We start from the raw sequence: 17,738 nt of genomic DNA, 5'->3' as shown, positions 1-17,738 counted from the left end.
CTTAACACATTATTTTTATGAACTACAAATTATTTTCTTTAGTAAGCGGTACGCTTATTCTTTCCAGTCTGTCTGCCAGCGGACAGAAAAACAACACAAAGCCGAATATCCTCTTCATCCTCTGCGATGACATGGGATATGGCGATCTGGGATGCTACGGTCAGCCATTCATCCGCACCCCCCATCTGGATGCGATGGCAAGCGAGGGTATGCGCTTCACACAGGCATACGCAGGAAGTCCCGTCAGTGCTCCTTCCCGAGCTTCATTTATGACAGGGCAGCATACAGGACATTGCGAAGTACGGGGCAACAAGGAATATTGGACGAACGCTCCCACAGTAATGTATGGCAACAACAAGGAGTATGCAGTAGTCGGTCAGCATCCTTACGACCCCGATCACGTTATCCTGCCCGAGATAATGAAAGAGAACGGATATACCACCGGTATGTTCGGCAAATGGGCGGGAGGTTATGAAGGTTCCTGCTCCACTCCGGACAAACGCGGGATAGACGAATATTTCGGCTACATCTGTCAGTTCCAGGCCCACCTTTACTATCCTAATTTCCTCAATCGCTACAGCAAGGCATTAGGCGACACAGGCGTAGTACGTGTCATCATGGACGAGAACATCAAGTATCCGATGTATGGTGCCGATTATCAAAAACGCCCGCAATATTCGGCGGATATGATTCACCAGAAAGCAATGGAATGGCTGGATGAGCAGGACGGCAAACAACCGTTCTTCGGAGTGCTGACTTATACCCTGCCCCATGCGGAACTGGTTCAGCCGGAAGACTCTATCTTAAATGAATATAAAGAGAAATTCAATCCTGACAAGAGCTACAAAGGCAGCGAAGGATCGCGATACAACGCGATCACGCATGTACACGCACAATTTGCAGGAATGATTACGCGACTGGACTACTACGTCGGAGAAGTACTGAAAAAGCTGAAAGAGAAAGGACTGGACGAGAATACACTGGTCATTTTCTCCAGCGACAACGGCCCTCACGAAGAAGGCGGAGCTGATCCTACATTCTTCGGCAGAGACGGTAAACTGCGTGGCTTGAAACGCCAATGCTATGAAGGAGGTATCCGTATCCCATTTATCGCCCGCTGGCCGGGACGTGTACCTGCAGGTACAGTGAACGACCACATCTGCGCTTTCTACGACCTGATGCCTACTTTCTGCGAGATCATCGGCGAAAAGAATTACGTAAAGAAATATGCGAACAAAGACAAAGAAGTAGATTACTTCGACGGCATTTCCTTCGCCCCGACATTACTGGGAAAGAAAAAGCAGAAGGAACATGACTTCCTTTACTGGGAATTTAATGAAACAAATCAGATTGGCGTACGCATGGGAGACTGGAAGATGGTAGTAAAGAAAGGGATACCTTTCCTTTATAATCTGGCAACGGACATTCATGAAGACAACAATGTGGCCGACCAGCATCCGGAGATTGTAGAAAAGATGAAGGCAGTAATCTTTGCACAGCACACGCCTAACCCAAACTTCTCCGTTACACTACCGGAGAAGAAATAAGGTAACAAAAGTTTATCATTTAGGCACAGATTTCGCGGATTACACGGTTTTCAGAGTTGAGTAATTAAAAAACGTGTAGTTCCGCGAAATCCGTGCCTGACTGTTATCAATAGCCGAATAATCCGTTATTGATCCGAGAATTTCCGTGCGGATTCTTTTTCTTCCTCCTGTCTCTTCCTATACCGGATATACCGCAGTGACCACTCATGCATTTTCTTCAGAAACTCCTCTTCTGTGAGCGTATCATAGTAATAATTAAATATACGCTCGTAATAGTTCAAACACTTATCATCCCTTTTTTTAGCATTTCGTAAGTTCCCTTACTCATGCCTATAGCTTGACACATGGCTGAAATACCCACTTTCTCACATTTAAGTACCTCTTCGATAAAAAGGCCGAATGCAAAATGATGATACTCTTTTTTCATTTTTTCTTGTTTTAAACGTTAATAATAATTTAGTTGTTATAAAAATATTCACATTAGTTCGGATATGTCCGAACTGCCGTTATATCATTTTGTCCTAATTTTGCGCTGCGTTTCAAAAACAGAACCGCATTATTAAAAGAATTAACGATAAATGTTATGACAAACAATTTCAGAATGTCTTATTTCATGCCCCCGATTGCTCCCATCAGGAACGAACAAGGACAAACCGTTACACCCGCCACACTCACTCCCTTCTGCGAAGTTTCGGTCGAACAGGTATATCAGATGATCACCTGCAACGAAAACCTCAAAGCACTGACCGAACAAGTGCGAAGTGCCGGAGACCTGCGAATGGCAAAAGCCTCTTTACTCCCCTACGTAACCCCATGCGGCATATTCATCCGCCGGAGTAGTAAATTCTTCGCATCGCCTTCCGGGCTCGTAGTGGTAGATATAGATAACCTCGACTCCTATCATAAAGCTGTGGAAATGCGTCGTACACTGTTCGACGACCCTTTCCTCTGTCCCATACTTACATTCATCAGTCCCAGCGGCCGGGGCGTGAAAGCATTCGTACCTTATAGCAAACTTTACGCAGACGATCAGACACGGAACGCAAAAGAAAGCATAAACTGGGCAATGCAATACATAGAAATAACCTACGGAGCAGAAATGAACGACTCCACAGAAACTCCGCCAAAAGCCGTAGACACCTCCGGCAAAGACATCGTAAGAGCCTGTTTCCTCAGCCACGACCCACAAGCACTATTCAGAGAGTATTGAACAGTCAATCTTGAATAACCAACAGTGAACTATCTATTATCAATTATCCATTAAGAAAATGACCAATATTGAATCTTTACGCCTCATCACTGAGGCAGTCGAAACGGCAGGTACCGACATTGCACCCTCTTACGCCGAGTACGTACAATTAGCATTCGCCATCGCAACAGACTGTGGCGAAGCAGGACGCGAGTTTTTTCACCGCCTGTGCCGGATATCCGCCAAATATCAGCGTGAGCATGCCGAACGAATGTTCTCCAACGCCCTTATAAAGCAGCATGGAGAAATACATCTGGGAACGGCTTTTCATCTCGCAGAATCGACAGGAGTGAAAATCTGCCGGGAGGAAGTTATGAACAGCCGAAAAAATGCAGAAAATGCACTAAATGCACCCTACAATTTTCCCACACACAGGCGCGCGTATAATAAGGTGGAAGAGGAAGAAAACGACAACGACGAAAACACCAATGCTCCAGAAGAACTCTCGACAGACAGTGATCCTCTACAACCCCTGCCTACTTTCCCCGAAGCAGACTGGCCTAAAATCCTAATGCTCATTATGAGCTATGCCACTTCTCCCACACAACGGGACATACTCTTGCTCGGAGCACTGACCGCACTAGGAGCTACGATGGAACGCTATGTGAGATGTTCCTATTCCGGAAAATACCAGTCTCCTTGTCTGCAAACCTTCTTTGTAGCCCCTCCTGCTTCGGGAAAAAGCGGACTTTCACTTATCCGCTTGCTCGTGGAACCTATTCATGACAAAATTCGCCAACAAGTGGACGAAGAAATGAAAGCCTACCGGAAAGAAAAGAAAAACTATGAGTTGCTGGGCAAAGAGCGTGTCAATACAGAAGCACCTCAGATGCCTCCCAACAAAATGTTTCTTATCTCGGGCAACAACAGCGGCACCGGCATTCTGCAAAATATCATGGACGCCAACGGAACAGGACTCATCTGCGAAACCGAAGCGGACACCATCGCCTCCGCCATCAGTTCCGAATACGGCCATTGGAGCGACACGCTCCGCAAAGCCTTCGACCATGACAGACTGTCCTACAACCGACGTACCGATCAGGAATACCGGGAAGTGAAGAGAATCTTTCTTGCCGTCCTACTTTCGGGGACACCCGCACAGGTGAGAGCCCTCATCCCGTCGGCGGAGAACGGACTTTTCTCCCGCCAACTGTTCTACTACATGCATGGCATCTATACATGGGCTGACCAATTTGCGTGCGGAGAGATAGATCTGGACGAAATCTTCAGGTCCATAGGCAGGGATTGGCAACTAAAGCTGGATATACTGAAAGAACACGGTATCCATACGCTTCGCCTCACCGACGAGCAGAAAAAGGAATTCAACGCTCTCTTCTCCGATTTGTTTTTCCGTTCGGACATTGCCAACGGCAACGAGATGAGAAGTTTCATAGCCCGTCTGGCTGTCAATATCTGCCGCATCATGTCAACGATAGCCATGTTACGGGTGTTGGAAATCCCCCAACCCTATCAGCTTAAGAGTTCTGACAGATACGCTCCTGTTCCGGACAAGGAAATTCCCACAGATAACGTCAAGGACGGCATTATTACCCGTTGGGATATAACTATCACTCCTGAAGACTTTAAAGCTGTTCTTGGGCTTGTAAAGCCTCTCTATCGGCATGCCACGCATATATTATCTTTCCTTCCATCTTCGGAAATCCCACACAGGGCCAATGCCGACCGTGACGCCTTCTTCGATGCGTTGGGTGACGAGTTCACCCGTACACAGTTGACGGAACAGGCTACAGCTATGGGAATCAAACCAAACACCGCACTCTCCTGGCTGAGACGTCTCGTAAAAAAGGGCCTCTTTGTCATGAAAGAAAAAGGGACTTACGTACGCGCACGTGTGTGCGTGTGTTAGAGATGCCCCGTAAAAGTGCATTTTTGCATCGGTTGATAACTTTGCGTCATAGGGAAATAACGTTTTGTAGAAGCTAAAGCACCGCTTTAGATACCGTAAAGCTATGCTTTAGAAGTCGTAAAGCATAGCTTTAGCTAGGGTTCTCCCAGCGCATCCACGATCGCCCTCACCTCCAACGGAGTGTAAGAACGGTGCTGCGGCTGATAACCTAAATCGGACAGGCGTTCCTGAAGACCGGGGCAGCGGACAATCCATTTATTCATTTTGCGGTAAGCAGCAATGCCGGTAAGTTCGGGAGAATAAAGCTGTGCCAGTTCCATACGACCATAAGCACGTATTTTGAATTCTATCATGACAAATAAGTTTCTGTTTTACAGTCACAAAAGTAACAAAATATATTCACATTACCTACATTTTATCAGGGAATAACAGACTATAACCGACAACAATTGCACATTACCGACTGTCACTGTACACAACCGATTTTCCCGAGTCACAGCATACTATCTTTGTGTCATCGAAAGGGAGAAATCCTCACGAAAGTATGTTTAACTCTTTAAAATTATTATTTTATGATTCGTTACAAAATTTATCAGAACCAACAGAAGAAAGGCTTGAATGCGGGCAAATGGTTCGCCCGGGCGGTAAGCGACGAGACATTCGACCTTGCCAAACTTGCCGAACACATGTCGAAACACAATTCACCGTATTCCAGTGGGGTGATCAAAGGCGTGCTCACTGATATGGTGGACTGCATCAAGGAACTGCTGCTCGACGGCAAAAGTGTGAAAATTGATGATCTAGCCATCTTCGGTGTAGGAATCCGAAGCAAGGCTGCCGAAACGCTGGAAGAGTTCTCGCTGGAGAAGAACATCACAGGTATGCGGCTCAAAGCACGTGCCACTGGAAACTTATCAACGACCAATCTGAAGCTCGACAGCCAATTGAAGCAGCAGGCGGAGTATCAGAAACCGACAACGCCCGGAGGAGGAGGTTCCGGTTCAGGCAACACTCCCGATCCGAAACCTAATCCGGACGAAGGAGACGAAGAAGCACCGGACCCGACTGTTTAAGTCATAACCTGAACACTGGCAAAGTCTTTAGCTTATCACAGCTAAAGACTCATTAAAAATCAATATTTTTTTCATTTAAAATCAAAAACTATGAGTAATTCATCATCCCGTTCCGTTTGGAGTTTCATTATCAAAGTAATCATCACTGTTGCTACTGCTGTAGGTGGTTTGATAGGAGTACAAAGTTGTATGTAAACTTATGCGGACCATCACACTGATTATCATTCATTGCAGTGCCACGCCGGAGGGAAAAGCCCTCTCGGCGGAGGCTTGCCGACAGGATCATATCCGACATCGGGGATTCCGTGACATCGGTTACCATTTCTACATCACACGTGATGGGGAAATACATCCGGGACGACCACTAGAGAAAGTCGGAGCACATTGCCGGAATCATAACGCACATTCCATAGGAATCTGTTACGAAGGAGGACTGAATGCAGAAGGACAAGCGAAAGACACACGTACGCTAGAGCAACGAGGGGCGCTGTTAGCTCTGCTCCGTGAGCTAAAGAAAAAATTTCCAGAAGCGTTGATTATAGGACATCATGATTTAAATCCGATAAAGGAATGTCCGTGTTACCCTTGCGTAGAAGAATACAGGGAATTGTAGGTTAGTATCTATAAGCACTCATCGCTATGCAATGAGTGCTTTTGATTTTTATAAATACATTGCAATTTTCCCTGCTAGAATTTCTTGCCAAAACAAATATTTATAAATGTCTTCACCAAGATCTTAAAATCAAACCACCATGAGCGATGCTGCAAATAAAACAAATCATAGCGAAGACGACGCAACATTTTATCCATCGTATCCGTGTACCCATTATATAACGTAGCATACGAAGTAACACCCGGTCGTATCTGATACAAAAATACGTAACGAGGATCGTGTTCCATTATCTGATCAATGAAATATTTCCGTTCGGGACGAGGACCAATAAAAGCCATCTGCCCGCAGAAGACATTCCAAAGTTGCGGCAATTCATCCAAATGATGTTCACGCAAAAACTTACCCACTTTAGTCAATCGTTTATCTTTCCCACCCCTATATAGCGCAGGACCCATTTTTTCCGCATCCCAACGCATACTGCGGAACTTATAAATATAAAACGGACGGCCGAAACGACCGATACGTTCCTGTTTGAAAATAGCCGGACCACCATCTTCACGTTTCACAGCTATATAACAGATTAAAAATAAAGGAGAAAAAATAATCAGTAATATGCCCGCAATAATGCAATCCCCAATTCGCTTTACATTGCGCTCAAAAGCATTCATTCCGTCGGGAATGAAAGTTGTTTGTTGTTCCATAAATTATTAATTATAGTTTGGTTAAAGACTATTTTCTCAGAGCTTTTTTATACAAGATTGCTCGTAAAGTATTGGGCATCATCCTAGTAATCACCCGTATAAAGACATTATAGAGATATTCAGAGGAAGTTATGAATTCTAAATTTCTTAGTTGATTTTGAAAACGTAGTTCCGTTGTCACATATTTTAAACCGCCTCTCCGTTTAAACATAGCCGGTGAAAAGCGAAAATATAATAAGCTCTCTTGGATATTGTAAAATTTAGCACCGTTCTGTAGCATACGTATCCACAGATAGTAATCCTCAAAAAGAGGGAAATGTTGATATCCACCTGCTGCTAATACAGCTTGCTTACGAAACATAATTACCGGATGATTTTCTGGATTACGCTTCTTTGCAAATTGACAAATATCATCATGAACCTCAGGTAACTTTCTTGTAGAAATAATATTTGAAGTAGTTTCTTCAAACTCATCGATCCATGCTCCTACTACATCTAATTCCGGATGCTCTTGAAAAACCCTTATTTGTTTCTCAAAACGATCAGGTTTGGCAATATCATCTGTATCCATTCGGGCAACTAAATCGTAGGAGCAATGCTTTAAGCCTTCATTCAGTGCTTTACCAAGTCCTTGATTAACAGGTAAAGAAACAATCTTCAGTTCAGGGTATCTCATCACATATTCAGCAATAACTTTATCCAACTCCTCTGTTAAAGGACCATCTTTTAATAAAACGACTTCTGTAGGAGGTAACTTTTGGCGGAACACACTAGTTAAACTTTGCCGTAAAGACAAAGAATTCTCCTTGTTATAAACAGAAATTAGCACTGAAAACATTTAATTCGAATATTTGATAATTTCCTATCTAATTACCTAGAACTATAATGAAAAGTAAGTGACGGCAAAACGCAAAATAGAGAAATAAGCTTTATATAAAACGATCTTTTATTATACGAATTATACGGATAACTTTATTATGCTTAACTCTCCCTATAGTCAAATACAATGCCTTATGAATGTTTTTTTTAACAGAATATTTCAATCCCCGTTTTAACCATTTACCATCAAAATGATGAATACAATATGTACTCTCTTTTATATCTATTTTACCAATATTGTAATCTTTAGGAGAAAAATAATAGTATGGCTTAATATCCAATCCTTTACCTCCAACTACTGAGTTTATTAACAGAGGGACAGGCCGAGTATCCAATCTACCATTTGATTTTATAAAAGGTCTGTCTCTATAGTAATCCAAACATTCTTTCACCCAAGAACTTCCTTTTTCAGCTCCTATTACAGCAGCTTCAATATCACCACCTGCCTCTTCGCCCAAAAAATAGTGTTCACCTAATAACGGATTAAAAGATTTCAGAACTTCTACATCGGCATCAAGATATATTCCTCCATAATAATATAATGCATAAAAACGAATATAATCAGCAGCAAAAGCATATTTCTTTTTTTTAAAGGATTGTTCTAACCACAAATTAGAATGAATATCAATCTTTTGAGTATCCCAAAGAATAATTTCATAATCTGGTAAAATTAACTCCCATGATTTTATACATTTACAAACCAACTCAGGATATGTTTCACCACTCAACCAACAAAAATGAATAACCTTCGGTATCATAAAAATAATACTATAAAAATAGAATATCAAAAGAATAAGGTATCCCCCAATTACTTTTTATAAGAAAACTCAAGAAACCCAAACAACAACCTACTAATACTATAACTTGAGAAGTCAGCTTAAACTTTCGTAAGTAATAAGGAAAAAGAACCACTATATAAGGGAAAAAATAAAGATACAAGCGACGTGCAGGCATAAATAAATAGAAAGTATTATATAATACTAGCCCAATAATAACCATATTTACAAATACATACTGCGTTTGCACTCGCTTAGTATATAATAACAAAGTAAATCCCCCCAACAAATTATAGAAAAGTTTAAGTATCCCAGTATTTATACCTGAATCAAAGTCCTCTACAGTATATTGATATCGACCTAATTCCATCAAAGAAGGCATAACATAGCTAACAATCAGATTTAACAAATAAGTCCCGCCAAAATAACTGATGCATAAGATGATAGCTAACAGCCAATTAGAATATCTAAAACGACTTAACAAAATGAATGGAAAAATTACCAACACACTATAATGGAACAAAGCTGCTAGCAAAACACACAATAAATATTTTATATTCTCCCCGTTCAAAAAAAAAGTAAATGCTACAAACAACAAAGATACAGCTACATATTGCCGAACAAGATTCATAGAATCAAAATAGAATCCACACAAAACAAACAATAAAATGGAAATATAAAAATTAGGAGACATCCTCCGAATCCCAACATAAAATCCCCCCATTATCATTAATGAAGTGAGAAAAAAGAATGCTCGTGAATTCAATCCTAAAGTATACAAAACTTTATTTATTATAAGCCACACAGGCTCTATGGAATAAGTATATACAGAATAAGGGTCATTATAAATATCTTCATATACAGGATAATCCACTCCCACATTATAACGCAATCCCGCAATTATTACCAACCCCCAAAATACAATTATATTTAAGTTAATTTTCCTAACCAGTATACTCTCTATACTCCAAACTCCGAGTATAACAGATATTATAAAGAAAATAAGCCCAATCATTGCACTTTAATTTATCACTATATCAAACAGTAATTAATGAAATTAGCTGTCTACCAAAGTGATACACTTTTTTCAAAGTTTTATATATGAACTTTCGTATATAAAAGGGAAAAGCCACAAAATTTAGCAACAATTTTTCCTTTAAAGTAATTTGTATTTCAAAAGCTTCTTTTTCTATTTGCAAATAAAATGCATCCTTTTTATTTAAATTTGGGTCATCTAATACCCCCATCAGTAAATGAATATGCGCATGAACGATACTTTCTTTACATTCTTCTTCTAAATGATGATCCGTAATTGATCTCAACAAAAAACTATTAAATAACTTCTCATACTCCCAAGTATTACGAAAACGATGCAAACAACTATCCGAGTACTGAATATAGTCATAAACATGTCTATCAATAATCCGTATTTTTTCGGATTTTATTGCCAATCTCACATTCATTATATAATCTTCACCTCTGCGAATTGTAGGTGGCAAATCCAATATAGAAGGATCAAACAAACTCTTCCGAAAAATTCTGCCCACAGGAGATAAAGGCACTTTATGTTCCAATAACGCTTTCAGATAATTCACAAAATCAAGACATCGTTCTTCTTGACAATTCCTTTGTAGAATTCTCCCATTTATATCTACTAAATGTATCCGTCCAATAACAATATCAACATCAGAAGTATGCCCATATAAATCACAAAAAGCATTTTGGGGTAAAATATCGTCACCATCAACAAAGCATATCCAATCACCTTTAGCTTCTTCTACTCCTCTCCGTCTTGCTGCTGTAACTCCCGCATTTATTTGATGAATAACTCGTATACATTTCTCCTTACCCGCATATTCATCACAAATAGCTGCGCTGCCATCTGTACTACCATCATCGATGATCAATAATTCAAAATCCGAAAATGATTGACACAAAAGACTTTCTATACATCTCCTCACATATGGAGCAATATTATATACCGGTACAATGACACTAAGACATACATTCATAACTATAATATTAATCTTCTACATAAAAGTTACCGTAACCATCTTTTCATTCTTTCAATAAAAGATAGAATTATTGCCGCCCCCCAATCCATAGAATGAAGCCAACACCAAATTATTATCTTATCATGAATTGGTAACACCGAATGACTAAAAACTAATGAATCAGCTTCTGAGTATAAATTTCGATATACATTACGTTGCTTACCTGAAGAGTACCTCAGTAAACAATATTTTGCCCGCAACTTCAGATATAGCAATTCTAAATTATACCTACCATTTTTGTTTTCTAAAAGGAATGACTCAATTACATTTACAACATCTATTACATTCTGCAAAGACTCTGTTTTCCAACATTTAGTATAAGCATTAATATTAATTTGAGAATAATGATAAAAAGCTTTATGTATAGATACTATATTTTCAGCATAAAATACCAACCGTGGCATTATGGACACATCCTCCCACATATCAACTCCCTCTTTATACCAAAAAGATAAATGTTGATATAACTCCCTTCTTACCAATTTATTCCACATACCATTATGTAAACAACCTTGTAATATTTTTATCAAATATTCTTCTTTTTCCCTGGGTTCTCTTTGAATATGATAAATCCGTTTATTAGAATATTCTGCATAATAATCACAAATGACGATATCCGCATTTTTTTCTAGTGCTTTTTCATACATTTCCTCATACATATCTAATTCCACCCAATCATCACTGTCACAATGTATAATATACTCCCCTTTAGCTATCAGCAAACCACTATTTCTCGCCATAGCTAAACCCCGGTTTTCTTCATGTTCTATTATTTGTATTTGTAAATAACGCCGAGGGTAGTCCTCAATTACTTGCCGTAAAATTTCTACACTTTTATCTGGCGTACAATCATTAACAAATATAAATTCCATATTTTCCAATGACTGCTCAAAAAGTGAACGAGCACATTTTTCAATATATGGTTCTACTCCATAAATTGGTACAATAACACTGACCAAAGGATTTTTATTCATGTCTAAAAATTAACCTTCTAATTTTTTCTTTTCCTCTAAAAATAAATCGAGACAACTTATATTTTTTTCGAGAAGCAAGCCAATATATTAAACAGATATCCCAACGTTGAGCAATCTTCCATATATCTTTGTCAAACTCTGGCCATAAACAATGAAAACGATTGTAATCCCTTACTTCTTCCCTCAAAACCAAATAAAACTTCACACCAAGTACCAGAGATATAAAGTGAAATTTAAATTTATCAAAACTATTATTTTGCACAAAAAAACTTTCAATATTTCGACAAGCATAAATCATGTCATCCATTTGTTTAGTTGTTACATCCCGTATTATTGAAGCAGAATTATACTGTACATAATGATAGAATGGTTGAGATACATATGCAATCTTACCAGCATAAAAACATAATGAAATAATAGCAACTATATCTTCCCACATATTGATACCATCAAAAAATCGCACATGACCTAATGAATATAGTTTTCTATTTATCAATTTATTACACATTGACCCATGCAATTTTCCTTCTAATAATTCAACAATGCACTGTATATTATCATTAGAAAAGTGTTGTCGATGTATAACTAAACGATCTACATAATCATAATAAAAATCGCATCCAACAATATCCGCCTTGTCATCAAAAGCCTTTTTGATCATCTTCTCGTACATTTCCCTCTCCACCCAATCATCACTGTCACAATATATAATATAACTACCACGTGCATTATCTAATCCTGTATTTCTCGCTGTTGCTGACCCCTTATTCTGATCATGCTCCACTATTCTTACTTGCCGTGCACGGTTGGGATATTCTTTTATTATCTCCCGCAAAATAACCATACTAGAATCAGGAGTACAATCATTGACAAATATAAACTCCATTTCTTCCAGAGTCTGCTCAAAAAGTGAGCGAGCACACTGTTGTATGAATTTTTCCGCTCTATAAACAGGAACAATCACACTTACCAAAGGAAGACTTTCCATTTTTCGCATTTTATCACCAGCTCTTTTCGTTAGTATCTTCTCAACATTTATACATCTTATCTTAAGGATGCTTTCAAAAATTCCAAGGCTCTGTCTCTCTCTCTTCGTAAAATTCTATTTACTTGGGTATAATCTATAGAAGTATATATCAGTTGGTCTGTTATATCATCAAAAGTATATACCAACCTGCTTTCCAAACCTAGCATTCTTAGCAAAGATGTAAATCTCCCTAATCCCCTTTCTTTATTAGCAATTACAATAAAAGGCTTATTAAAAATAATAGAAAAAACTGTTCCATGAAAAGAATCTGTCACAACATATTCAGCATCCATAAATCCTCGAAGCCATTTTGTAACAGGAGGAAAAATACAATTACTTATTTTTTTTGGACCAGTTTTCTCAAAAGCAAACTTAGGCATCACAACAATAGGAGTCAAACCTAATTTATAAGATAGCTCCTGAATTATTCTCTGTTTCTCTTCGGATTGGTCTAATACATATGTCATCAATTTACTGTCAAAAGCGGTTACCTGTTCCTTCTCTACCAAATAAACATAATCCTCTTTTCTCAACAATAATGTAGGATCTAATAAACAGACAGCATTCACTCCTAAATATTTGCTACATAATTCCACTCCAGAATCTTCTCGAACAGAAATTGCATCAAAACTTTTAGCCAAAGCAGCACATTGTTCCGTTTGTTCTGCAGTAAATTCCCATTCTGACGTACCAAACGAAGCAGCATAAGCAATTCGTTTAACTTTATCTCCCATTGTAAAATCTAAAAAATAATTAGGTAGATAATAAGAATAACAAGGTCTCCACACTTGATCGCTTCCTACAATATATGCATCAAAAGCATATCTTCTTAAAACTTCTTTTGTATTAGAAGTTACGGGATCAGTAATAGTTATATAATTACGAATAAAAAGTTCAGTATATTGGGAAATCACTTTATTTTGTTCATCTGTTCCATAATATATTCCCCTTATCGGAGCTAATATACGTTTAATAAACAGCTTGAACTTACTTATTAATGACAAAGAATTCTCTTTCCTATTTTCTGTCCAAACTTCATGTCCCATACGCTTCAAGACCACTTGTAGGGCATAAGTTTGAAGTAAACCACCATAATTTGTGCAAAGCGGTTGAGTTAAAATACAGATACGCATATTATATTGTAGTTCAAAAAAGTACTTTCACAATACATTTTTTTAATTAGTTCATTTATTATATTGAATACGACTCCTTATCCAAGAAAAAGCACGATGTATAAAATTAGGATTCATTTTTCCACAGATGCGCTCTATAGAGTCAAAACCTTCATGTTGAAAAGATAACCAAAATATATTTCGGAACTTAGGAATTGTAACACTTTTTTCAAGACAAGAATTAGCAGAAAGCGTATACTCATATGGAGTCTCAAATCCATCAACCATAAGCAAAGAATATATTTTCATACCATATGATGTATTAACACAAACCAAACTTACCCCTTTATCATCATCATATGTATGGTAGTAGTTTTCTACCCCCCAGTAATCACCAATAGTTATATCACTTCCACTTTTAAAATTCCTACAAGGACAATTATAGCAAGATGGTCGTAAATAAAGATTTTTAAGAAAGCCTTTCATAAACACATTATTCTTCAATGATTCTGTTAATAATATTGTTGGCACGTTTTTATTAATATTGGAATATCCCCATATAGTAAAACTAAAGTTTTTCCACCCTAAGCGCTTATCACGAAACTGTATATTTGATATTCGACTCTGATCTTTATTCAATATTTGATCCCGAAGATATTTTCTCCAAACACCTGGACTAGGGACTCCATGACAAACCAAATCTACAGTCAATAAGTTATCATATTTTTTTCTTAAATAATAATTCAATCCGGCAATTTGACAAGGAGTACCAGAAAATAGGACTTCTCTACTTTGTTTCAAAAAAAACTCTACTTTCTTATAACTATCCCCTATTTGACTTTGAACATATTTTGAACCTCTAAAAGCAGCTATGCCTTCCTTTACTTCCACATAGTCATGTATTACCTCCCATTTCTCATTAAAACGCGCACCAAACACCACCCCTCCTCTATCAATTATATACTCAGCCAACAATGAAAATACTCCGCCAGATGAACTTTGACTACGAATATCTTCTTTCTTATTTTTTGCCGCATAAGTCCGTAGTGTTTGATGAGGATTACCTTGATGAAGTACAGGACATACATTTTCACATAAATGACAATTTACACAAATATCTTTATTTATTTCAGGATAAAGAAATCCTTCGTTATCTTCATACATAGAAATACAACATTTGGGACAAATTTGTACACAAGCACTACAACCACAACAATCCTCTTTATTTATTATTTGCAGCATAAATATTTATATTTTAAGCTAGATAAGAACTGTTTTACTAAAAAATAGCCAGGAATCAGACAACACAAATAATCTAATTTTCTTGTTAATGATAAAGTCACCTGATAATCTTTTTCCAGTCTTTTTCTTATGATTCGAGCATCTTCTTTTCGATGATACTTTAGACAAACATTCAAACGTTCTAATAAATACTTCTTACGGATATCATATATATATTTTTCTCTTTCATCTAAAGAAAGAAACAACATATTATTTAAAGTACAAATTAACGTATTCTCATAAGATTGCAATTTATCACATACCCCTTCAAAGGTCTTATACTGTCCCCTTGAATGGGATTCTTCTCGTATTACAACATTATATAAATAGTCTCCAATCGTTATACACCTATATTGATATAATAAAGGAAGCATTAACTGCCAATTCTGCCCTGCATTCTTTTCTGTATATATCTCCCTATTTCTTATACATTTATCTAATATTGACATTTTAACCATATAATCGCCAGGAACAAACCAAAAATGTTTTTTTCCAAACAAGCAATCCTCAAATAAATATTCATTATATATTTCTATTACATTAGGCGTTTTATGATCAAGTGTCAAAGTTTCTTCATTTAAGTATATAGGTAAACATCTAACCATACTGACAGAATCATCACTTTTATCTAATATTGAAACCATTTTAGATATAGCAGAGGAATTAGCATAAAAATCATCACTATCAGGCCACACAAGATATTCACCTTTTATAGACTTCAATGCACGATTCACCGCAACAGATTGCCCTTCATTTTCTTGAAAAATATAGATTAAAGTGTACCCTCTTTTATCAAACTTTGTAATATAATTCTTTACTACTTCTTTAGTATTATCCACAGAACCATCATCTATCACATACATTTCGAGACATGGATAATCTTGTTCAAGAATCGTCTCTAATAATCTATGAATAAATTTACCAGAATTATAACAAGGAGTTATAACACTAACCAACTTACTATTCATTACTACAATAGTCTTAATTTTAATAGTTTTCTTTCCCGATTAGTCATCAAAATGAAATAAGTAGTAACCAAAAGAAGGATAGTCGAAAATAGTCCCACACAAATCAAACGTGTCCATCCAGCATCAAACAGTTTACTAAAAAAATAAGTTGCAAAGAAAGTTAAAGATCCTACACAAACTGTTCTACACAGAACAAGCCAAGCATACTGTTTAAAAGAAAAACGTGGAATATATAAATGTAAAGTCCAAACATTAGACAATAATCCAGCCAAAACAGCAAAGATATTATATATATAGGCTAATTGTGGTTGACTTCCTACATAAAAAGCTATGTATGCAAAAGGAATTACTGACAAATAAAACGTACCATTAATAAGACTAGGTCTCTTTATTTTTCCAGTAGCATGTATTGCACTAACGACTACGGATGATAAATTTGCAAATAAATTAAACAATAGAACATAACGACATAATATACCAGCATATATTGGTACTTCACTCAACCATAAAGTCAAAATGAAATCTGTTTCGATTAAAAGTGGTATCGTAAATAACAATAAAAGTATTGAGGTATACATCGAGGCTTTATATATTAAATTTATCATTCGATTATAATCCCCTACAGCATAACTCTTTATCATTTGGGGACGAACCACCGATAACACACTACCAGCAAAACTCATAACGGCAGTCTGAATCTGACTTGCTATTCCACTTGCAGCATTTAAAACAGCACCAAAAAACATATTCAGTAAAATGTTTACCCCTTGTGTTCTTGCTAGCACACTAGCGTTACCATATAGATCCCACCCAGAGAAAGTAAACATAGAATAGATCAGTTTTTTATCCCCGAATAAGCAAAAACGGCAACTGTCTATTTTCCTTATACAATATGTTCCATATATAACTGAAATCAACAAAGTACTAATTAAAAGGAGTAATCCATAGATAATAAGTTTATCAAATGTTATGTAAATCAACGATATAACAATAACTAATTTCAGCAAAACATTTATTATTTCAATACATGCGTAAACACTCATTCGTTCATAAGCCATAATCATAGCAACATAAGGAACCTGAATAATCGCTATCATACTGGTAAATATAGAAAACTGATAAATTATATTAGCAGCTAGTATTCGGTTCTCTGGAATAACCAATTTATTTTGCAAAAACCATAAACCTAAAGTCTCACTTAACAGCATAAGAAGCAGTGCTATTATCAAGTGTATAGTTAATGCCGACGAAAAAGTATTCTGTAAATGTTTCCAATTATTCGTTCCTATTTCGTAGGCAAAAAAACGTGATACAGCCCCACTCATTGAAGTATTCAAAAATGAGAACATAGATATTACCCCTGCAACTACATTATATATACCAAAATCTTCTACCCCCAAGGTATTTAACACAACTCTTGAAGTATATAAAGATATTACCATTGAAAACAACATGCGGATATACAAATAAAATGTATTTTTAGCAATACGTTTATTTTTATCATTATCCTCTATCATTCTTATATTTTTAATTATCCACTAATTAATTTGACAGAATCCATACTATTTCATTAATTGCAAATACCAACTTGTTATTCAACAAACAAAATAAGACACA

General features: G+C 37.1%; 19 protein-coding genes. 6 read left to right on the top strand and 13 right to left on the bottom strand.

Annotated features, from left to right (window positions below; genetic code table 11):
* Positions 1-17 precede the first annotated feature (17 nt).
* Positions 18-1,547, top strand: a complete 1,530-nt coding sequence (locus NBH01_RS00555; RefSeq protein WP_008762095.1) for an arylsulfatase — start codon at positions 18-20, stop codon at positions 1,545-1,547.
* Positions 1,548-1,824: 277 nt separating this feature from the next.
* Here the strand turns inward: NBH01_RS00555 and NBH01_RS00550 are convergent, their stop codons facing one another.
* Complete coding sequence (locus tag NBH01_RS00550; protein WP_008762094.1) at positions 1,825-1,974, bottom strand: hypothetical protein; 150 nt, start codon at positions 1,972-1,974, stop codon at positions 1,825-1,827.
* 156 nt (positions 1,975-2,130) lie between these two features.
* Between NBH01_RS00550 and NBH01_RS00545 the strand changes: the two genes are divergently transcribed.
* A complete protein-coding gene (locus NBH01_RS00545; RefSeq protein WP_061473385.1) occupies positions 2,131-2,757 on the top strand; it encodes a BT4734/BF3469 family protein in 627 nt (208 codons plus the stop codon).
* 58 nt (positions 2,758-2,815) lie between these two features.
* Positions 2,816-4,663 (top strand): DUF3987 domain-containing protein, encoded by a 1,848-nt coding sequence (locus tag NBH01_RS00540; protein WP_061473386.1) that lies wholly within the window; start codon positions 2,816-2,818, stop codon positions 4,661-4,663.
* A gap of 134 nt (positions 4,664-4,797) precedes the next feature.
* Here NBH01_RS00540 and NBH01_RS00535 read toward each other — a convergent pair whose 3' ends face one another.
* Positions 4,798-5,016: a DUF4248 domain-containing protein gene (locus tag NBH01_RS00535; RefSeq protein WP_008767886.1), complete on the bottom strand. Its 219-nt coding sequence runs from the start codon at positions 5,014-5,016 to the stop codon at positions 4,798-4,800.
* Positions 5,017-5,235: 219 nt separating this feature from the next.
* On the opposite strand from NBH01_RS00535, the gene NBH01_RS00530 reads away from it, so the two are divergent.
* The 3 genes from NBH01_RS00530 to NBH01_RS00520 all read left to right on the top strand — a co-directional run bounded on the left by NBH01_RS00530 (position 5,236) and on the right by NBH01_RS00520 (position 6,349).
* On the top strand, positions 5,236-5,736 hold the full coding sequence (locus tag NBH01_RS00530; protein ID WP_011107946.1) for an HU family DNA-binding protein: 501 nt from the start codon (positions 5,236-5,238) through the stop codon (positions 5,734-5,736).
* Between the two features lie 90 nt (positions 5,737-5,826).
* Positions 5,827-5,931 carry a smalltalk protein gene (locus NBH01_RS00525; protein ID WP_008767884.1) on the top strand — a complete coding sequence of 35 codons (105 nt, stop codon included), beginning with the start codon at positions 5,827-5,829 and terminating at the stop codon, positions 5,929-5,931.
* A 4-nt stretch (positions 5,932-5,935) separates the two neighbouring features.
* Positions 5,936-6,349: an N-acetylmuramoyl-L-alanine amidase gene (locus NBH01_RS00520; protein ID WP_129655954.1), complete on the top strand. Its 414-nt coding sequence runs from the start codon at positions 5,936-5,938 to the stop codon at positions 6,347-6,349.
* A gap of 74 nt (positions 6,350-6,423) precedes the next feature.
* On the opposite strand, the gene NBH01_RS00515 is transcribed toward NBH01_RS00520, so the two are convergent.
* The 11 genes from NBH01_RS00515 to NBH01_RS00465 form a co-directional block, all read right to left on the bottom strand.
* A complete protein-coding gene (locus tag NBH01_RS00515; RefSeq protein ID WP_250699931.1) occupies positions 6,424-7,050 on the bottom strand; it encodes a sugar transferase in 627 nt (208 codons plus the stop codon).
* Positions 7,051-7,078: 28 nt separating this feature from the next.
* Positions 7,079-7,888: a glycosyltransferase family 2 protein gene (locus tag NBH01_RS00510; RefSeq protein ID WP_074859889.1), complete on the bottom strand. Its 810-nt coding sequence runs from the start codon at positions 7,886-7,888 to the stop codon at positions 7,079-7,081.
* 91 nt (positions 7,889-7,979) lie between these two features.
* A complete protein-coding gene (locus NBH01_RS00505) occupies positions 7,980-8,687 on the bottom strand; it encodes a glycosyltransferase family 32 protein (protein WP_074859894.1) in 708 nt (235 codons plus the stop codon).
* 10 nt (positions 8,688-8,697) lie between these two features.
* Complete coding sequence (locus NBH01_RS00500) at positions 8,698-9,720, bottom strand: EpsG family protein (RefSeq protein ID WP_074859886.1); 1,023 nt, start codon at positions 9,718-9,720, stop codon at positions 8,698-8,700.
* Between the two features lie 22 nt (positions 9,721-9,742).
* A complete protein-coding gene (locus tag NBH01_RS00495) occupies positions 9,743-10,717 on the bottom strand; it encodes a glycosyltransferase family 2 protein (RefSeq protein WP_074859883.1) in 975 nt (324 codons plus the stop codon).
* A 29-nt stretch (positions 10,718-10,746) separates the two neighbouring features.
* On the bottom strand, positions 10,747-11,733 hold the full coding sequence (locus NBH01_RS00490) for a glycosyltransferase family 2 protein (RefSeq protein ID WP_074859881.1): 987 nt from the start codon (positions 11,731-11,733) through the stop codon (positions 10,747-10,749).
* Entirely contained in the window at positions 11,726-12,757 is a 1,032-nt protein-coding gene (locus NBH01_RS00485) for a glycosyltransferase family 2 protein (RefSeq protein ID WP_502801499.1), read from the bottom strand. Before NBH01_RS00485 ends, NBH01_RS00490 begins: the two co-directional genes overlap by 8 nt.
* A 20-nt stretch (positions 12,758-12,777) precedes the next feature.
* A complete protein-coding gene (locus NBH01_RS00480) occupies positions 12,778-13,893 on the bottom strand; it encodes a polysaccharide pyruvyl transferase family protein (protein ID WP_074859875.1) in 1,116 nt (371 codons plus the stop codon).
* A gap of 51 nt (positions 13,894-13,944) precedes the next feature.
* Positions 13,945-15,114: a Coenzyme F420 hydrogenase/dehydrogenase, beta subunit C-terminal domain gene (locus tag NBH01_RS00475; protein ID WP_074859872.1), complete on the bottom strand. Its 1,170-nt coding sequence runs from the start codon at positions 15,112-15,114 to the stop codon at positions 13,945-13,947.
* Entirely contained in the window at positions 15,102-16,121 is a 1,020-nt protein-coding gene (locus NBH01_RS00470) for a glycosyltransferase family 2 protein (RefSeq protein WP_074859869.1), read from the bottom strand. The genes NBH01_RS00475 and NBH01_RS00470 overlap by 13 nt, the downstream gene beginning before the upstream one ends.
* A gap of 2 nt (positions 16,122-16,123) precedes the next feature.
* Positions 16,124-17,638, bottom strand: a complete 1,515-nt coding sequence (locus NBH01_RS00465) for a lipopolysaccharide biosynthesis protein (RefSeq protein WP_250699929.1) — start codon at positions 17,636-17,638, stop codon at positions 16,124-16,126.
* Between the last annotated feature and the right edge of the window lie 100 nt (positions 17,639-17,738).

It is taken from the genome of Bacteroides sp. B1-V-101 (assembly GCF_023656585.1).
GTDB lineage: Bacteria > Bacteroidota > Bacteroidia > Bacteroidales > Bacteroidaceae > Bacteroides > Bacteroides thetaiotaomicron.
The sequence above is the reverse complement of the archived record's forward strand: the minus strand, read 5'-3'. Positions and strand labels throughout refer to the sequence as shown.